The sequence below is a fragment of the Acinetobacter sp. NEB 394 genome (genome assembly GCF_013374795.1).
Taxonomy (GTDB): domain Bacteria; phylum Pseudomonadota; class Gammaproteobacteria; order Pseudomonadales; family Moraxellaceae; genus Acinetobacter; species Acinetobacter johnsonii.
On record NZ_CP055277.1, the window covers coordinates 2,133,529 to 2,150,055 of the forward strand.

Genomic DNA, 16,527 nt, shown 5'->3' on the forward strand with positions numbered 1-16,527 from the left:
AGTTATGTCTAAACATTTTATTTTGATGGTTGAAGATCATTACGAACTGGCATCTACCTTATGCGAGTTTCTAGAAGAGCATGGTTTTGTTGTCGATCATGCTCGAAACCTAAATGCTGCGCGTCAATTACTCAAACAGCAACGCTATCATATTTTACTTTTAGATATTAACTTACCTGATGGTTCAGGTTATGAACTATGTGAATGGCTACGAAATAAAGAAGCTATGGACCTCCCTGTACTGATGCTCACCGCACGCGATACGTTGAATGACAAACTCAAAGGTTTCAATTCAGGCACGGATGATTATCTGGTCAAGCCCTTTGACTTTAACGAGCTAGTGGTTCGGGTCAAGGCCCTGATCAAACGCTCTCTGGGTGAAGTATCCAGCAGTCGTCTGCAAATTCATGACCTGATTCTGGACCCTGCAACACAGCAACTGACTCGTGCAGGACAACCCATTGAACTGCCTCCCATTCAGTTCAAACTGCTCAAACTACTGATGCGTCATTCGCCTAAAGTTCTGACTAAACAGGAAATTATGATAGAGCTTTGGGGGGATGAAGAGCCTGAAAGCGATGCCCTGCGTAGTCATATTTATAATTTGCGTAAAATGGTCGATAAGCCTTTTGAGCAAAAGCTAATTCATACCATATCTGGTGTAGGGTTAAAGATCACTTTAGAAGCTTAAGCTCTAGAAGCCCAGCCTTAATTTAAATACACGACGACAATCAGTCCAGTCGTCATCGCCAGATGAACATCCTGATGGGTATTGAGATAATACTGCCGATCAAACAATTCCACTCGCCAGCCAAGCTGCTTGCACAACTTCTGTACCAATTGCAGTCCAATGCCATGACCTTTGATCTCTAATTGCAATTGCTGCCCCGACAGTTCTTGCACCTTTGAGTTATTCGGTAAAGGAATGCCGACACCATTATCTGCAATCAATACTGTATTTTTTTGCAAAATGACATCAATTTCTGTGCCTTGTGAATAATTCAGTGCATTTCGCAAAATATTTCCAAATACCATTTTGGTCATCGACGGGTAAAGTTTACGTCGCTGTTCTTCTAGATCTTTTTTAAAATTTATCCGCATGCCTTTGTTATCGCTAACACTATCCAGATCCTGAACTAGATTTTCCAGACATTCAGAAAGCATAGTCGGTTCAGCAGTTAAAGTATTGGTGGTATTGCGGGCGATAGCCAGTAGTGTGTCCACTAATAGTTGCATGTCTTCAATGGTGTTGTTCAAGCGAGTAAATGATTTGTTGTCGCCATAGCGTGCCTGACACAGCTGCACATTGCCTTTTAGAATGGTCAGTGGCGTGCGCAGTTCATGGCTGACATCACCTGTAAATTCACGCTCACGCTGAATAAACTCGCTTAATACTTGATGATATTTTTCTAGCGCCTGCTTCAGATATTCTGCTTCTAGATTGGAATCGGTACGGATGTCCTGAAACGGCGAAGCCTGATTTTTATAGTCTTCCCAATCAATATGTTCCAGTGCGTTGGCAAGCCTGGTAATGGGAGAAAAATAGCGCCGAGCACGACGATTCCACCACCATAACATACTATAAAGTACAAACAAGCTGACCATCAGTGGTGCCAGACCAAACAGCCAGACCAGTTTATTGACATTGCTTTCGCCAAAAACCAACAGCACATGCTGCCCGTCTTTTTCACCATAAACGGTCATGCGTTCCTTGCCATCGACAAAATGCCGATTCACTCCTTGCTCAAGCTGCATAGTCTTAAATTGGGGTGGTGGCACAGTGTTCCAGCGGTAACCATACAGATTTTTGGTGTCGGGCAATTCTGCGGCAGGATTACGTTCTAATCGTTGCCAGTAGTGAGACATTTCCTGTTCTAGCGCTGTTCTGAGCAAAGACCCTTTAATCACCCAAGCACTGAAGCCAATCCCAATCACCACGGACAGGGCAATGAATCCGATTTGCAGCCAGTAGTATCGGTTAAACACCTCACCCAGAGGATGATCACGTTTATCCCTAAACAGCTTTAACATTGATGCATTCCCCGCTGGCCCATCCCAATGTTCAGTTATACGGCTTTCTTCTTCAACAGAAAGTGTCCAATCACCCACTCACGTCCATGGTCATAACCAAATAGCTCGGCACAGGCCATAAAGAAAATCCGCCAGCGCTGCCACCAGATTGCGGCATCCGCGCCATAAGTTTGTTCAAATAAGGGCTTTAGCTCGGCCTGTTTAGCATCCATATTTTCTAGCCAAGCATTTGCGGTACGTTCATACTGCGTGCCCGCCCATTGCCAGTGCTGTTCTAGCTGTAAATGCTGCTGAAAATGTAGGAAAGTTGAGGCTGCTGGCATCAAACCACCACTAAAGAAATATTGCGACATCCAGTCAAACTCATTTTTGACTTCAAAAGGATAATGCAAGAAACGATGACAGAAAATATGACACCACAATAAGCCATTTGGTTTGAGCCAAATACTGATATTTTCAAATAGTTTTTGATAGTTACGCACGTGCTCAAACATCTCCACTGACACCACACGGTCAAAAGAGGCAGGTTCAAGTTGCAACACATTGACATCACAAGTGATCACCGTCAGGTTATCCAGTTTTTTTAAACGGGCTTGTTCCTGAATATACTCGCGCTGCGTTGAAGAATTTGACACGACTGTAATACGGGCCGTTGGATAATGCTCGGCCATATACAGACTTAAAGAACCCCAACCGCAGCCAATTTCCAAAATATCCTGCCCGTCTTTCAGTTGTGCTCGCTGGCAATAGCAGGCAAGAGCGGCTTCTTCGGCTTGATCTAGCGTCGTATCGGCATGTTCAAAGAGACTCGCGCTATATTTCAGCCGCTTACCGAGTACTGCCTGAAAAAATTCGGTCGGCAGTTCATAGTGCTGCTCATTGGCTTTGTCTGTCTCAATGGCAATTTCGCTGTTTTTCAGCATGGTCAGCACATCCATATAGCGCTGCGCTGCCAATGCAGGGTCAAACCGACCTTCTTGTGCCAAACGTTTTTTGCTTAAAGTACGAATGCCTGCACGAATCACTGGGTCTGGCACCTTGCCATTTTCGATAAGTTCTAAGGTTTTTTGAATCATAAAGTCCATGTATTTACCTACTCTTTGGGTGGCCACGGAATAAACATTGAAGTTCGTCGTTGATAGTCTTTATAGTTGTCGCCGCGATGTGCCAGCGCCTGTTTTTCACTAAAGGGAATACCTGTAAAGTAGTACAGGAATAGCCACATCAGCAGTGGATAAATCCATAATTCATAGCAGCCTGCTGCCAGACCGAGCACTGGATAGGCAAACCAATGCAGCCATTCAAAAAAATAATTCGGATGGCGCGAATATTTCCACAAGCCCTGATCCATGGTTTTACCTTGATTCTGTGGATCTAGCTTAAAACGGTAAAGTTGCTGATCAGCAGTGCTTTCACCTATCAAAGCCAAGAGCATGATCATACCCGCCACAATAACAGTGACCAAAGTCCAGTCATTCCATTGCTCGGTCGAGATACTTAACAACTTGAGCATTGGGTAAGAAAACAGTAGCGCCAAACCGGCCTGAAACATAAAAAAGGCCAGAAAACCGAGATGCTGATAATCCGCCATCGCTCGGCGCATGTTGGCATAACGCGTGTCTTCTTGGGTTTCATTGGCATAGCGCCGTAACAGATGCCAAGTCAGCCGTGAAAACCAGATCCCACTCGCCAGTCCCAGAAATAACCGAACCAACAGTGGTGCACTGTCAATCGCCCAAGCGGCAATAATCACATTAAGAGCAATACTGAAACTCCAAGCGACATCGACCAACCCTACTCTGCGGTTATAGGTCACCAACACCCAGCTACAGAGCATGATAAAGACATTGAGCAAAAATAAATCTAGCAGCATGTCGCCCTCCTGTTTTATTTCTGCTTAGTAAGCACTGGCTTCAAACAGCAAATGAACATCACTGATCACACCTTCCCTAAAACCACCTTCGCAATAACACAGATAAAAATCCCACATGCGGATAAAGCGCTCATCAAAACCAAGTTGCGACACCTGATCACGTTGCTCCAGAAAACGCTGGCGCCAACACTTCAGGGTTTGTGCATAGCTTTGACCAATATCTTCCAGATGTTTGAGACGAAGTTTTTGCTCAGAAGCCGTTTGCGTCATCACACTGATACATGGAATAAAACTACCGGGGAAAATATAACGCTTAATGTAATCCACCGTATTTAAAGCTTTAACATAGCGTGCATCTTCAATGGTAATCGCCTGTATCAAGGCTAGACCATTCGGCTTAAGGAGCTCGCGGCATTTTTGGAAATAAGTTGGTAAATATTGTTCACCCACTGCTTCAATCATTTCAATCGACACAAGCTTGTCGTATTTGCCTTCTAGTAAACGGTAGTCCTGAAGTTGTACAGACACCCGATGAGACAGCCCTGCTTCAGCAACTCGGGCGAGTGCTTCATCGTACTGAGCTTTGGAAATGGTAATGGTGGTGACCTTGCAGCCATAATGCTGAGCCGCATAAATGGCAAAGCCTCCCCAGCCGCTGCCAATTTCAACCAAATGGTCCATCGGTTGCAATTGAAGTTTTTGGCAGATCAGTTCTTTTTTATAATCTGAAGCTTGTTCCAAGCTCATACAGGGTTCTTTAAACACCGCACTGGAATACATCATACTGGAATCTAAGAACAATTTAAAAAAATCATTGCTCAAGTCATAATGCTCAGCAATATTTTTACGGCTGCCATCAATCGAATTCTTGCGGGATTTATACCAAGCCTTGAGTACCAACTGGCTAGCTTTGGCCACTACATTTTGATTCATCCGATCAAGCACATCACGATTACGTGCTAGAATACGAATTACGTTGACTAGATCTTCACTGCTCCAGTAACCACGAATAAAGCCTTCTGCTGCCCCCAGTACACCATTACGGAACAGCAAATCGATAAGGCGTTGGTCGTGAACTTGAATTACTGCATGCAAGTCACTGCAATTTTCCCCGACTAGACCATTCCAGATACCTTTAAATATTAGCTGACCATGACGCAATTTCAGCATATGGCGTAGGACTATCGGCAGTTCGGTATGCTCTCCCATTAACAGTGTTTTCATAGTCATGTCTTTCCTTTTTCTTTTTTAGGATGCCGATAAAACGGAATTTTCTTTTTCCATAAGCGCAAAGCATGTAGATAAATCCCGCTCACCATCCTAAAGGGCTCAAGAACTTTTAATACAGCATATCGATGTTGCTGTGAAGGAAGTGTGATGGCTTGCAGCTTAAATTTCATCGTGGCATCAAATTGCAATATTTCTTGTTCAAACAGCTGCATGTGAATCACATTTTGCTGTTCTGAAAAGCTAAAACGCCAACGATAATCCAGTGACATCGGCATGAATGGTGACACATGAAAGGCCTTTTTAAAGTCAAACTGGTGGCTCTGGTACGGCGCATGTTCGTCTGCATTGTTTCGGCAGTCGTGAATGTAGACCTGTCTTTCATTCCACGGTGTATTGGTGATTTCACTCAGTATAAAAATCAGTTGATCGGTCGTATCAAAGATCAAATAAAACACCACAGAATTAAAACGAAAACCCAGTGTGCGTGGTAAAGCCAGTACACGAATAGATGCAGCATGTGGTAAATGATAGTTTTCGTGCTTGATCAGTAACCGTGCAACTTTCTGCCGAATCGAGCCATATTCCATGTTCAGAAAGTCACGTTCATCCAAGGTCAATAAATTCCAGCGACTAGAAGACCAGAACCAAGATTTTTGGGTAAAATTTGCCAGTTGATCCGGATCAAAGCATAAATAGCTAAGCTTCACCTCAAAAGCATGCGATTTGGGCAAATAGCGACGATGGCGAATTTCGGTAGAAGCGATAGCCAGTGGATACATTTGCATTCTGTACTCCTAAGCCGCTTGCTCAGTGTGTTGCAGCAACTGATTTACAACCCATGAAGCACTACGCGCTCCATCTTCATGAAAGCCCCAGCCCCAGTAGGCGCCACAGTATGACGTCCGGTTCTGACCATTAACCTCAGCCCAACGTTGTTGTGCCTCAATCGCGGCCGCATCAAATACTGGATGACGGTAATATCGTTCTACCCATATTTTTTTCGGATCGAGGTTAAAGTTAGGATTAAGGGTCGCAAAGACCTGAGTTTTGCATTGCAAGTTTTGCAGCTGGTTCATCCAATAGCTAAAACCATAGTGCATATTACTATGCTGGAATGGAGTTGATTCAGTTGCATAGTTAGGTGTTACATGTACATGCCAGCTGGCCCATTGGTGTCTGGATTTGGGCATAATACTAGTATCTGAATGCACCACCATGCGGTTATCCTGATAGCGAAACTTACCGAGTACGTCCAACTCCTGAGCAGAAGGATCTTTCAGTAATTTCAGACTATCATCAGCATGGCTGGCAAACACGACCCAGTCAAAACGCTCGCTGCCCTGTGTTGTTTCAATCAGTACATCATTGGCACTGCGTGAAACAAGCTGCACAGCGGTTTTGCGGAAAGTGATATTCGTCTGGGACTGAATCGCACGAACGTAACGAGCTGATCCCCCCTTAACCGTAAGCCATAACGGCCGGTCTTTTAATTGCAACATGCGATGATGCTGGAAAAAGCTCACCACAAATTTATAGGGAATTTGTCCAGCTTGTTCCACAGGACAGGACCATAGCGCCCCGCACATCGGATAGAGATGTTCCTGACGAAAGGCTTCGGAATAGTCATGTCGATTGAGATATGCATCAATACTGAGCTGTGCATCGACCTGTTCCACATCCAGATCTTTATTGGCACCATAGAAACGGAACAGATCCGACAACATCTCGCGAAAATCCGCATTAAAAAAGTTTTGTGGTCGGAACAACAGCGAGAATTTTTTTGAAGGATTGTATTGCAAGCCAGTGACCTGATTATTCACCGAAAAGCCCATGTCACTGCTTTGCGATTGAATTCCAAGCTCTTTTAGCATCGAGCAGAACAGTGGATAGTTATGCTCATTAAATACAATAAAGCCACTGTCCACCGCGACCTGTTCGCCATCTATATTCAACTGATGAGTATCAGTATGACCACCAAAGTAGTTATTCTTTTCAAAGACTGTAACGTCATGCACTTTACTGAGTTTCCAGGCAGCGTACAAACCAGAAATACCTGAACCAATAATTGCAATTTTCATGGTGATTCCTTCGAATGAATAGTAGGAGCGCCTGCCGTAGCAGCTTTTTTATGTTTTCGAGCCTGAGCAATTTTACTGGCTTCATAAATCCGTGCAGGAATGGGCTTTAAGTCCCAAACTATCCCGAGCCAAGACATAATTTTTAGGAGGTAATAGGTCACATCAATCTGCCACCAGTAAAAACCCTGTCGCGTACTGCCTGCATAATAATGGTGATTGTTGTGCCAGCCTTCGCCCAAGGTAATGATAGACAAGAATAAATTGTTGCGGCTTTGATCATCAGTGTCAAAATCACGGCTGCCGTAATGATGCGCCAGTGAATTGATACATAAGGTCGCATGAATCAGCAATACAGTGGACACCACAAATCCCCAGACCAGTAATTGCAAGCCGGAAGTCCCCAGTTGCGGCCAAGCTATTGCCAACCATTCTCCTAGTGCATAAATCCCACCCGCGGTCAACAGCACCACAATTAGACTAAACCGATCTAGCCAGATTAATTCCGGATATTTCAGCCAGTCTTTGATGACTTCTTTACGCGTGGCAAAGTTATATTCATTCAGAAACCAACCCACATGGCTATACCAAAAACCATGGGTAGATGAATGCGGGTCTTGTGAAGAATCTGTATAGCGGTGGTGATAACGATGATGGGCTGCCCACCATAAGGGGCCACGCTGTGCACTCATGGTGCCTAGTAATACAAATAGGAACTGCACTGGACGCGAGGTCTGAAAGGTTTTATGCGATAGATAGCGATGAAAAAAAGCCGTAATGGAAAACATACGAATCAGGTAGAACAGCAGCATAAAGCCCACTGCAAACCACGACACCCCCACCCAGAACACTGCTAGACAAGCCAGATGCAACAGAATAAAAGGTAAAATCCGCTGCCACTGAATCTTGCTATTTTCAGCCGTCAGTGTTTCGGGCGCTGTGGGTGTAGACCAGCTGTCTATCCATCGCATCAGACTTTTCAACATGGACTCATCCTACTTTTGAGCGATTGTATTTATTCTATTTGATGAGTGTAATCAGTCAGGTATGAATTTTATGTGAAGTAAATAAAAAAAACCGAACTGTTGAGAGATTTATCAGTTCGGCAAAAGGTTAGCAGATTAATGAGGCAATTTGATAAGTTTTGTCACGTCATAGCCATAATCTTTCGCAGTGTCTATATATGACTGATAAGTTGCTTCATCTAGTTGCGGTTCACGTGACAAAATCCATAGGTATTTATTACTTGGCCCACCCACAAGTGCCACTTTATATTCCGGGTCTACTCGTAATACCCAGTAATGACCTTTAGTAAAGGGGATCCATCTTAAACCTTTAGGCAAAAAGCTGACCTTCAGTTTGCTGTTCCCTTGATTTTGCGAATACGCAACACCTTCAGAGCTAATTATCTCGCCATTAGCAATTCGGCAGCTATTCAATACCCCGATAGTTTGATCGGCATTGACGCTATATTGTGCCGTGATATTAGCTATACATTTACGCTGAAAATACATTGGTAAATGTGCAATTTCATACCATTTACCGGCATACTTCTGTATATCTACCCGATCAACTGCCTGAGGCGCAGCAGTTTCTGCTTGAGTCGTTGTATTTAAGCTGATGATAGACAGTGCTATCGCTGCAAAAGCAGACTTAAATCGCATCTTCATTTTTTAGCCTTGTTGGATCTCAGGATTAAGATAACCCAAGTCCATGTGAACAAAGTGTGAATATTAAATGCAGGATGAATGTAGGCGAAATTTCAATCTTACAGCCTGAGAAAATGGGGAAAATCATTTTTTCTTGGATCCCCTTTTAACGCGGTAAATTAGTTTTTTTCTGTTTCAATGTATCAATGCTGTCGATAGACTTTTTAAAAAAATCAACTAGATCAACATATTAACTCCTGATCCAGTCATTTTTATAAGATAATTAAATATACATATAAGAAAACTTGATTAATTTTATTTTTAAGGTATAGTGAGCGTAACTAGAAAAAAGTCTTGTTTCATTAAATCTCTCTTAAGTATCGTCGTTTTATTCATAATTCTTCGTTTTTTCAGATTTTAAGTTTCATTCTTTATTATTTTCAAAGTTAAATGCAGTCAATAAAATGACTAAAAATTATTAAAAATCAGTAGGATTTATTATGTCAAACTCAAATGTTGTTAAAGGTACCGTTAAGTGGTTCAATGAAACTAAAGGTTTTGGTTTTATTCAACAAGAATCTGGCCCAGATGTTTTTGCGCACTTCAGTGAAATTGCCAACTCAGGTTTTAAAACCTTATTCGAAGGCCAACAGGTTGAATTTAGTATTGCTCAAGGTCAAAAAGGACCAAATGCGGTCAATATTGTTGCTATATAAGCACTAAAATACGAGTTAAAAAGCACTACTCAGTGCTTTTTTAATTTTAAAGAAAAGTTGTTGTTCCATATTGGAAAAAAATCATAAAAACAGGATATAAATTGTTAAAAGTTAATAAATTAATTGCAAAATCTAAAAATGGTACTGAAATTATCGTTTCTTTAATTCCCTTAAATAAAATGCAGAATACACGTCAAGGTTTTAAAGAAATTGAAGTGGGTAAAAGAGTTCTGCTGGAATCTGGAATTGATGTAGATTTAAATTTAGATGGTCGTACATTTTATACGTCTTTAAATCAATTATTTAAGCTAAATCATAAAGTGATTTAAATAAAAAAACTTCTGAATGATGAAGCCATGTAATGGTTTCTCTTTCCTGCTGTTATTCAAGGTATATCTAAGTATTCCCTGCCTATTCAGAATGGTGTCTGTTTATAGTGGTCTGTAAAATACAGCGCATTCACATGATCGAGGCGATGACACCGTACTAAAAACCATGCAGCACTATCATTGTCTAGCTCTTTATTTCAGCCAGAAATTCTCATCTAAACTTTCAAAACCTGCTCTTTTTAAAATTTCAAAGCCACTCTTTGCTGTCATCTGCTACAGGAGTACCTTGCATCACATGCTGAATCATTGCATAAGCGATACTACCTTTAAACGGAATCTCTGGTAACTGATTAAACTTGAAAAATTGCGCATCGCTGAGCTCATCTTCCTGAATCTGAATCTCACCCGAGTGATACTCCGCTCTGAAAGCCATCATCAGGTTGCTAGGAAACGGCCAAGGCTGGCTAGCCAGATATTGAATATTCTTGATCTGCAGCCCAACTTCTTCCAGCGTCTCACGGCGTACTGCCTCCTCCAAGGTTTCGCCCACTTCAACAAATCCAGCAATTAGGCTGTACATCTGGGTTTTATTGCGGTCATTTTTTGCCAGCAGAATTTCATCTTCGCCGCGGGTGATGATAGTAATCACACAAGGATTCACCCGTGGATACTGGTTATAACCGCAAGAGAGACAGACCATAGCATACTGGCTGGCATGCTGCTGGGTAGCATGGCCACATTTGCTGCAGAAGCGGTGGTTACGACGCCATTCCAGTAACTGTACCGCACGGCTGGCCTGTTCAAACTGCGGTCTGCTCCAGACTTGCACCAGTTGCCGGATTGGAACCAGCTGATAACCTTCCGGCACCGGTTCGTCTTCTTTCAGGTCACGAGCAATGATCTCGCAATTTTCCGACAGGTTTAGGTCGTGCTGCAGCTTTTCTACCTGCGGCAACTGAAAATGCTCATCCACTAGTAATTGCTGCTGTCTAAAAATATACGCTTTTGAATGCATGCTCATGACAATTCCCTGATTAAAAAAATCCCATACAGAGGGGTATATGGGACAAAACTAAGGAAGCTCACATGGAGTAACTTCAAGCCAGATAATAGGCGTGAGCTACTTGAATTACAACCATAATAATTTGTATCTTTTTGATTAAAATCACATAATTTTCACACTACTCATGTATTAAGAAATCATGTAAAGCGAGTTTCATCAACTGGCTTTAGCATTGAAGGGATGAATATTTTGTTATAGCAGTACTTATGATTTCTGTGCGATGTCAGCGGGTCATCTGGTCGAGTTGGATTGATTCAACATGCAGGATGATCTTTATTTTCACAAAAAATTGAACTGTCTTGACTTACACTGCGCTATCTTTCATAGGGTCTGGAATGGCTATGCGTTTCGGTTTAATTCTGGGTGACCAGCTTCATCATCAGCTTGCTACGCTCAAAGCGCTAGATCGTATCAGGGATGTGATCCTGATGGCCGAAGTTGTTGAGGAAGCCACTTATGTCGCCCATCATCCGCAGAAAATTGCCCTGATTTTTAGCGCCATGCGTCATTTTGCCAAAGAACTCAAAGCAGAAGGCTGGCGTGTACGTTACCATGCTTTTAAATCTGATAGTCCGATTCGTAGCCTGCTGGATTTCGTAGAGTCACAACAGCAACTCTTACCAGTCACAGAACTGGTCATTACGCACTGCGGGGAATATCGTTTACAGCAGCAGATTGAACAGTATTGGAGCCAGCAGCTGCAATTGCCAGTACAATGCCTAAATGATGAACGTTTTTTCTGTAGTCCGGAGCAGTTCCGGCACTGGGCCAGCCGCTACCAGACACTGCGTATGGAATATTTTTACCGGGAAATGCGCAAGCAGACCGGTTACTTGATGCAGGGACAGCAGCCGTTTGGAGAACAGTGGAACTATGACAGCGCCAATCGTAAGGCCTGGGCTGGCAATCCCCCTTTGCCTGCACCACTTCACTTTGAACACGATCAGATTGATCTGGATGTGCTTGAATTGGTTGAACGTGAATTTTCCCGTCACTCTGGCAGCCTTGACAACTTCCGCTGGGGCACCACACGTAGCAATGCTCTGCTTGCACTGGAGCATTTCATTACCCACAGTTTGCCACATTTTGGCGATTATCAAGATGCCATGGTTCAAGACTCAGACATGCTGTTTCACAGCCTGCTCTCACCTTATCTGAACTGTGGTCTGCTACTACCTAAAGAAGTCTGTGATGCGGCAGAAGCTGCATACCATGCCGGTCATGCACCACTGAATGCAGTGGAAGGTTTTATCCGACAAATTCTCGGCTGGCGCGAATATGTTCGCGGAATTTACTGGCTGTACATGCCAGAATATGCCAGCCGCAATGCACTGCAGCACTCAGCACCATTGCCACAATTTTACTGGACTGGCCGTACTCGGATGAACTGTATGGCTGAGTGTTTCCGTAATACTTTTCAGCATGCCTATGCACATCATATCCAGCGTTTGATGGTGACTGGAAATTTTGCCTTATTAACTGGTGTAGACCCGCAGCAGATCAGCGAGTGGTATCTGGCAGTCTATGCCGATGCCTATGAATGGGTAGAACTACCGAACACGCTGGGTATGGTGATGCATGCCGATAGCGGCTTGATGGCCAGCAAATCCTATGCGGCCTCGGGCAATTACATCCATAAGATGTCCGATTACTGTAAGCACTGTAGCTACAATGTCAAAACTCGCACCGAACCAGATAGCTGTCCGTTCAATAGCCTGTACTGGTATTTCATGATCAGGAATGAGGAGACATTCCGTACTCATCCACGTATGGGCATGATCTATCGACAGCTAGATAAACTTAAAGATCGGCAGAAAATTATCAGCCATGCCCAGCAACTTCTTAGCCAGATCAATGAGTTATAAACCATGAAAAAACAGCATCTCCCTGAAAAAATCTGTATCCACTGTTTGCGCCCTTTTACTTGGCGCAAGAAATGGCACCGCTGCTGGGAGGAAGTACAATATTGTTCTGAACGATGTAAACGTGAGTCCAGACGGTTATCAAAATCAAATGCTTAGAAACGCTTGTATTGGCGTGAACAATAGGCCCGTATCACTTCGGGTGAACGCAGCTGCAGATGTTTGGTTTTTCGACCAGTCATGCGTGCACGCCACATTTTAAAGCTACTGAGTTTCATATTTTGCCGCATCAAGCGGATCACCGCGGCTTCATTTAAACCATACTCACATAAAATAGCTTCAAAAGGGGTTCGATCTTCCCAAGCCATTTCTATAATTCTAGATAAGTCTTTTTCAGAAAATTGATTCATACCATTCTCGTTTTTAATCATCATGAAGCGTCAATAAGCTTTATCAAGTTTGAACTGATTAAAAGCATAATAATACGATCATGAATTTTTTGTGATTTTTCTCTAGTTTACGGACTCAGCACGAATAAAAGGGCTAGTTAGACTAGCCCTTTTAAATCTTAGTTGCCTCTATAAGTCGAATATCCATAAGGACTTAGAAGTAGAGGAATATGATAATGGCTGACACTTCCATCTACCTTAAAAATTACAGGAACTTCAGGAAAGAAGGTATCTTGCTTATTTTTTTTAAACCAGTCCTCGGTTTTAAAGGTAACTTTATAAATACCAGCTTCAAGCTTCTGATTTTCAGGAAACAATCCAGTAATACGGCCATTAGGACCAGTATATTGCTGATTTAAGTTCACCCATTTATTCCCGGTACTTTTTTCGAGTACCACCTCGACTTGAGCGGAAGGCAGACCATTTTCTAGATTCAACACACGCACACTTAAGGGGTTAGTTTGTGCAAAAGTCATTGAGGTCAACAATAGTGTTGAGAGTGGCAATAATTTTTTAAACATGATGAATTCCTTAAGGATTGAAAATAGACTTAACAGCTGTTTCAGCGCAGTAATGGTCATTTTTTGCACCCCCTGCTCCGGCAACGCCAATGGCACCGACCACCTGATTTTCATAACGCACAGGTAGGCCGCCACCCAACAGCAGTAGATTAGATAAGGTGGTTAAATTTTTTGCATCCTTGTTTTCATTGGCATTTTGACTTAACAACATAGTCGCCGTTTTGGTCGATAAGGCGGTATAGGCTTTCTTTTCAGCTGCGCCTACACGTACTTTTACAGACTTAGGAATGAGTGCCGCAGAACCATTGTCCAATTCAATTGAGATGCTGCCACTGGTCGGTACCGCAGTCACTTGAATTGCTGACTTGGATCCTTTTTGACCTGATACATTAAACGTGGTACCACCATTCGGCAACAGTGTCGGCATCAGCTTGGCCACACCATCCGCATACCCTCTTTGCTATCCACAAACCCCATAACATCAGCTGTGAATAATGCACGATCCAAAGCCTCGTTAAATTGAGAACTTTCAGCATTTGTAAATAATGAAAATAATTTGTTCTGCATATCCTCAATACTTTCGCTACTTGCTGCGATCTGCACTATCTGATCATCACTGAGCAGTTGCATTGGTCGAACTGCAAGGCTAACCACCTCTTTGTATCACTACGTATCACAAAATAGGCAAAAAAATTTAAGCCAATTTTAAAAGACAGGTACCGCAAGCGTGTGCAATTTTAGCTTTTCCAATTGTTGGCCCATCATTAGCAAGGTCTACCATCTTCTGCACATCATCTGATGCACCATAGCGTTGAACTACACCATGAAACTCTTCGACATCGTGTGGTCGTAAATAATATTTATATTCACCTGTTGAGGGACTAATTAGATAATTCCCATCTTCGTCCCGCTTAGCACCCAAGTGATACAACTCGTGCTCGATCAATGCACAAAATTCTATATCACTTGCCTGTGAGGCAAACTTTGCATCAATGGTGATAATGAAATCGGGCACACAGCTGAACCAATCAATCATTTGTTTTTCTTGCCGTAACTTTCGCCAGCCACCTGCCATCGGAGCAAACTTCTCTGTTTGTCCCAATACAACTCGGTCAGCTTTGATGAATGCAGAAGACGCCCATAGAACTTTAAATAATGTGCTAGACCACGGCGATATATGAGCGTGATCACAGTTGTAGAGCTTTCCATCACTGGAAATGAAAGTATCGATAATCCACTCTTCAAGCTCTTTTGCTGGCTCAAAATCAACATTATCTAAAGGGTCTATATTTAGAAGTCGTTCTGGTGGTTGTGGTCTTTTCATATATTGTGCCCATTAAAAAACCACCCGAAGGTGGTTTAGTTATCTTGCATCATACTCTCTGTGTTTCCATGATCGGTTCCGAGAATACGAAAAACTCATATTATCAGTCTCATGAGTCCGTTCTTGATGATTAAGCTTCTCAATCATTTCTATAAGAGCACCACCCCCATGGGCCTGCTCTTTATATAATGCTCTCAAGACAAGCTCAGCAGGCTTCCCAATTTCTACACGATCACTCTCCCAGTTACGAACAGTGGACTCGTTGACGCTTAAAATGCCTGCTAGGTTTTTCTGCGAAAGATTTAGTTCTTTTCGCAAGAAGCGAATTTCTTCACCATTTAGTTCTGGTTTTTCATTAATCAAATAGAGACCAATTGTTTTATGAAGTTCGTTCACCGATGCAATAGACACCAATTCACCATACTCTTCATCGGTTTCAATTTCAAAACCATCAACAAGCCAAACATTGCTTAAACCACACTCTTCATAGTGATACATAACTGTGCCTATTCTTTAAATGTAGTAACAACAATGGAAAAGTCCCCGTTTTCACGAACCTTAATCACAACCACTGTTGTAATAAACTCACCCGCAGTGCGAACCGAAATATTCAGTTGGCAATCTCCATGGGTAGTTAGGTATGGACCTTCCGTAATATCTCCGTGCTCAAAACAGCAAATAATCTGTTTAAGCGAGATACCGCGCTCCTGCATTCTCTCCCTAACATGTTTTGTTAGTTTGATCTTTCTAGTGTCTTTTGCAATTTCTCTAAGCTTACGCTTAGCTTCAATTTCGGTTAAACACATATACAGACACTTTGTTGATTAGGTTGAGTGATTCGCGCAGAACCGTTAATTATTAGCGGTATATGCGAATAGTATTCCATTGAGAATATTCGGTCAATGTTTTTCGGTTACCACATGTAAAGTCGATAGGCAACCTTGATGTTCGTAAAAGGCGTTATATCTTGTCGCAATGCATCATTTTGATTGTATCTTCAGGTATACAGCGCTTCACGCAAGTTCTTAATCCGCTCTTTCAACTTAATCATGATGCCGTCAATTGCCAGCAGCTCATTACGTGTCAGTCCTGATCTACTGAGATTCTGATACTTAGACAGCTCAGCACTGCAAAACTCTAAGTCCTTTTTAGCTTGTGCTTTGTCTGCCATAAACCCCAACCCTCCGGTATTTCCGAATAGTTCAAATAAGAAAAGAAAAACCCCTCAACATCTAGAATGCGAGGGGCTTTGTTTGCCGTAATACGTCCGGCGAATTATTTAGGTAACTTCAAATCAACATCAGGAATGATAACGCTTGGCGCACTACCCTTATGCATATGCTGGCATGGCTACTCTCCAACTAAATAACTTGTGCATGTCACAAGCACCTTTATAAATTTCAGG

General features: G+C 42.6%; 22 protein-coding genes. 5 read left to right on the forward strand and 17 right to left on the reverse strand.

Annotation, left to right across the window (positions count from 1 at the left end; translation table 11 throughout):
* Positions 1-4 precede the first annotated feature (4 nt).
* Complete coding sequence (locus tag HUK62_RS10205; protein WP_111860963.1) at positions 5-691, forward strand: response regulator transcription factor; 687 nt, start codon at positions 5-7, stop codon at positions 689-691.
* 17 nt (positions 692-708) lie between these two features.
* Here HUK62_RS10205 and HUK62_RS10210 read toward each other — a convergent pair whose 3' ends face one another.
* From HUK62_RS10210 to HUK62_RS10245, 8 genes are all read right to left on the reverse strand, one after another.
* Positions 709-2,031, reverse strand: a complete 1,323-nt coding sequence (locus HUK62_RS10210; protein ID WP_176538473.1) for a HAMP domain-containing sensor histidine kinase — start codon at positions 2,029-2,031, stop codon at positions 709-711.
* A gap of 35 nt (positions 2,032-2,066) precedes the next feature.
* Positions 2,067-3,116: a cyclopropane-fatty-acyl-phospholipid synthase family protein gene (locus HUK62_RS10215; RefSeq protein ID WP_176538472.1), complete on the reverse strand. Its 1,050-nt coding sequence runs from the start codon at positions 3,114-3,116 to the stop codon at positions 2,067-2,069.
* 8 nt (positions 3,117-3,124) lie between these two features.
* On the reverse strand, positions 3,125-3,904 hold the full coding sequence (locus HUK62_RS10220; protein ID WP_176537786.1) for a DUF1295 domain-containing protein: 780 nt from the start codon (positions 3,902-3,904) through the stop codon (positions 3,125-3,127).
* A 24-nt stretch (positions 3,905-3,928) separates the two neighbouring features.
* Positions 3,929-5,134, reverse strand: coding sequence for a cyclopropane-fatty-acyl-phospholipid synthase family protein (locus tag HUK62_RS10225; protein WP_176537787.1), 1,206 nt, complete (start codon positions 5,132-5,134; stop codon positions 3,929-3,931).
* Positions 5,131-5,919 (reverse strand): DUF1365 domain-containing protein, encoded by a 789-nt coding sequence (locus HUK62_RS10230; RefSeq protein ID WP_176537788.1) that lies wholly within the window; start codon positions 5,917-5,919, stop codon positions 5,131-5,133. Before HUK62_RS10230 ends, HUK62_RS10225 begins: the two co-directional genes overlap by 4 nt.
* Before the next feature lie 9 nt (positions 5,920-5,928).
* The gene (locus tag HUK62_RS10235; protein WP_176537789.1) at positions 5,929-7,212 is read right to left on the reverse strand and encodes an FAD-dependent oxidoreductase; all 1,284 of its coding nucleotides are present in this window, start codon (positions 7,210-7,212) and stop codon (positions 5,929-5,931) included.
* Positions 7,209-8,195: an acyl-CoA desaturase gene (locus tag HUK62_RS10240; RefSeq protein ID WP_176537790.1), complete on the reverse strand. Its 987-nt coding sequence runs from the start codon at positions 8,193-8,195 to the stop codon at positions 7,209-7,211. Before HUK62_RS10240 ends, HUK62_RS10235 begins: the two co-directional genes overlap by 4 nt.
* A 135-nt stretch (positions 8,196-8,330) precedes the next feature.
* Positions 8,331-8,879 (reverse strand): lipocalin family protein, encoded by a 549-nt coding sequence (locus tag HUK62_RS10245; protein WP_004981577.1) that lies wholly within the window; start codon positions 8,877-8,879, stop codon positions 8,331-8,333.
* Positions 8,880-9,358: 479 nt separating this feature from the next.
* Here HUK62_RS10245 and HUK62_RS10250 point away from each other — a divergent pair, with 479 nt between their 5' ends.
* Both HUK62_RS10250 and HUK62_RS10255 read left to right on the forward strand, forming a co-directional pair.
* Positions 9,359-9,574, forward strand: coding sequence for a cold-shock protein (locus HUK62_RS10250; RefSeq protein WP_004799092.1), 216 nt, complete (start codon positions 9,359-9,361; stop codon positions 9,572-9,574).
* Positions 9,575-9,675: 101 nt separating this feature from the next.
* Positions 9,676-9,903, forward strand: a complete 228-nt coding sequence (locus HUK62_RS10255) for a hypothetical protein (protein WP_176537791.1) — start codon at positions 9,676-9,678, stop codon at positions 9,901-9,903.
* 247 nt (positions 9,904-10,150) lie between these two features.
* On the opposite strand, the gene nudC is transcribed toward HUK62_RS10255, so the two are convergent.
* Positions 10,151-10,924 (reverse strand): NAD(+) diphosphatase, encoded by a 774-nt coding sequence (gene nudC, locus HUK62_RS10260; protein ID WP_176537792.1) that lies wholly within the window; start codon positions 10,922-10,924, stop codon positions 10,151-10,153.
* Between the two features lie 383 nt (positions 10,925-11,307).
* On the opposite strand from nudC, the gene HUK62_RS10265 reads away from it, so the two are divergent.
* Both HUK62_RS10265 and HUK62_RS10270 read left to right on the forward strand, forming a co-directional pair.
* On the forward strand, positions 11,308-12,831 hold the full coding sequence (locus tag HUK62_RS10265) for a cryptochrome/photolyase family protein (RefSeq protein WP_176538474.1): 1,524 nt from the start codon (positions 11,308-11,310) through the stop codon (positions 12,829-12,831).
* Positions 12,832-12,834: 3 nt separating this feature from the next.
* Positions 12,835-12,987: a DUF2256 domain-containing protein gene (locus tag HUK62_RS10270; protein ID WP_104988163.1), complete on the forward strand. Its 153-nt coding sequence runs from the start codon at positions 12,835-12,837 to the stop codon at positions 12,985-12,987.
* On the opposite strand, the gene HUK62_RS10275 is transcribed toward HUK62_RS10270, so the two are convergent.
* From HUK62_RS10275 to HUK62_RS10315, 8 genes are all read right to left on the reverse strand, one after another.
* A complete protein-coding gene (locus tag HUK62_RS10275; RefSeq protein WP_125281824.1) occupies positions 12,984-13,238 on the reverse strand; it encodes a TIGR03643 family protein in 255 nt (84 codons plus the stop codon). The genes HUK62_RS10270 and HUK62_RS10275 overlap by 4 nt on opposite strands.
* A 158-nt stretch (positions 13,239-13,396) precedes the next feature.
* Positions 13,397-13,798 (reverse strand): hydroxyisourate hydrolase, encoded by a 402-nt coding sequence (gene uraH, locus HUK62_RS10280; protein ID WP_176537793.1) that lies wholly within the window; start codon positions 13,796-13,798, stop codon positions 13,397-13,399.
* Positions 13,799-13,808: 10 nt separating this feature from the next.
* Entirely contained in the window at positions 13,809-14,237 is a 429-nt protein-coding gene (locus tag HUK62_RS19280; RefSeq protein WP_342755702.1) for a heme-binding protein, read from the reverse strand.
* Positions 14,225-14,428: a hypothetical protein gene (locus HUK62_RS10295; RefSeq protein WP_176537794.1), complete on the reverse strand. Its 204-nt coding sequence runs from the start codon at positions 14,426-14,428 to the stop codon at positions 14,225-14,227. Before HUK62_RS10295 ends, HUK62_RS19280 begins: the two co-directional genes overlap by 13 nt.
* 64 nt (positions 14,429-14,492) lie before the next feature.
* Positions 14,493-15,122, reverse strand: a complete 630-nt coding sequence (locus HUK62_RS10300) for a putative metallopeptidase (protein WP_176537795.1) — start codon at positions 15,120-15,122, stop codon at positions 14,493-14,495.
* A 39-nt stretch (positions 15,123-15,161) separates the two neighbouring features.
* Positions 15,162-15,620, reverse strand: coding sequence for a helix-turn-helix domain-containing protein (locus tag HUK62_RS10305; protein ID WP_176537796.1), 459 nt, complete (start codon positions 15,618-15,620; stop codon positions 15,162-15,164).
* A gap of 8 nt (positions 15,621-15,628) precedes the next feature.
* On the reverse strand, positions 15,629-15,928 hold the full coding sequence (locus tag HUK62_RS10310; protein ID WP_176537797.1) for a DUF4258 domain-containing protein: 300 nt from the start codon (positions 15,926-15,928) through the stop codon (positions 15,629-15,631).
* 191 nt (positions 15,929-16,119) lie between these two features.
* Positions 16,120-16,293 (reverse strand): hypothetical protein, encoded by a 174-nt coding sequence (locus tag HUK62_RS10315; RefSeq protein WP_176537798.1) that lies wholly within the window; start codon positions 16,291-16,293, stop codon positions 16,120-16,122.
* Positions 16,294-16,527: the final 234 nt, after the last annotated feature.

What these genes read in the sequence shown, in the direction of transcription:
- HUK62_RS10225 (WP_176537787.1), bottom strand. Translation starts at nt 5,134, where the DNA reads ATGACTATGAAAACACTGTTAATGGGAGAGCATACCGAACTGCCGATA.
- HUK62_RS10205 (WP_111860963.1), top strand. Translation starts at nt 5, where the DNA reads ATGTCTAAACATTTTATTTTGATGGTTGAAGATCATTACGAACTGGCA.
- HUK62_RS10210 (WP_176538473.1), bottom strand. Translation starts at nt 2,031, where the DNA reads ATGTTAAAGCTGTTTAGGGATAAACGTGATCATCCTCTGGGTGAGGTG.
- HUK62_RS10295 (WP_176537794.1), bottom strand. Translation starts at nt 14,428, where the DNA reads ATGCAACTGCTCAGTGATGATCAGATAGTGCAGATCGCAGCAAGTAGC.
- HUK62_RS10300 (WP_176537795.1), bottom strand. Translation starts at nt 15,122, where the DNA reads ATGAAAAGACCACAACCACCAGAACGACTTCTAAATATAGACCCTTTA.
- HUK62_RS10275 (WP_125281824.1), bottom strand. Translation starts at nt 13,238, where the DNA reads ATGAATCAATTTTCTGAAAAAGACTTATCTAGAATTATAGAAATGGCT.
- HUK62_RS10215 (WP_176538472.1), bottom strand. Translation starts at nt 3,116, where the DNA reads ATGGACTTTATGATTCAAAAAACCTTAGAACTTATCGAAAATGGCAAG.
- HUK62_RS10305 (WP_176537796.1), bottom strand. Translation starts at nt 15,620, where the DNA reads ATGTATCACTATGAAGAGTGTGGTTTAAGCAATGTTTGGCTTGTTGAT.
- HUK62_RS10250 (WP_004799092.1), top strand. Translation starts at nt 9,359, where the DNA reads ATGTCAAACTCAAATGTTGTTAAAGGTACCGTTAAGTGGTTCAATGAA.
- HUK62_RS10315 (WP_176537798.1), bottom strand. Translation starts at nt 16,293, where the DNA reads ATGGCAGACAAAGCACAAGCTAAAAAGGACTTAGAGTTTTGCAGTGCT.
- HUK62_RS10240 (WP_176537790.1), bottom strand. Translation starts at nt 8,195, where the DNA reads ATGTTGAAAAGTCTGATGCGATGGATAGACAGCTGGTCTACACCCACA.
- nudC (WP_176537792.1), bottom strand. Translation starts at nt 10,924, where the DNA reads ATGAGCATGCATTCAAAAGCGTATATTTTTAGACAGCAGCAATTACTA.
- HUK62_RS10220 (WP_176537786.1), bottom strand. Translation starts at nt 3,904, where the DNA reads ATGCTGCTAGATTTATTTTTGCTCAATGTCTTTATCATGCTCTGTAGC.
- HUK62_RS10265 (WP_176538474.1), top strand. Translation starts at nt 11,308, where the DNA reads ATGCGTTTCGGTTTAATTCTGGGTGACCAGCTTCATCATCAGCTTGCT.
- uraH (WP_176537793.1), bottom strand. Translation starts at nt 13,798, where the DNA reads ATGTTTAAAAAATTATTGCCACTCTCAACACTATTGTTGACCTCAATG.
- HUK62_RS10245 (WP_004981577.1), bottom strand. Translation starts at nt 8,879, where the DNA reads ATGAAGATGCGATTTAAGTCTGCTTTTGCAGCGATAGCACTGTCTATC.
- HUK62_RS10230 (WP_176537788.1), bottom strand. Translation starts at nt 5,919, where the DNA reads ATGCAAATGTATCCACTGGCTATCGCTTCTACCGAAATTCGCCATCGT.
- HUK62_RS10235 (WP_176537789.1), bottom strand. Translation starts at nt 7,212, where the DNA reads ATGAAAATTGCAATTATTGGTTCAGGTATTTCTGGTTTGTACGCTGCC.
- HUK62_RS10310 (WP_176537797.1), bottom strand. Translation starts at nt 15,928, where the DNA reads ATGTGTTTAACCGAAATTGAAGCTAAGCGTAAGCTTAGAGAAATTGCA.
- HUK62_RS10270 (WP_104988163.1), top strand. Translation starts at nt 12,835, where the DNA reads ATGAAAAAACAGCATCTCCCTGAAAAAATCTGTATCCACTGTTTGCGC.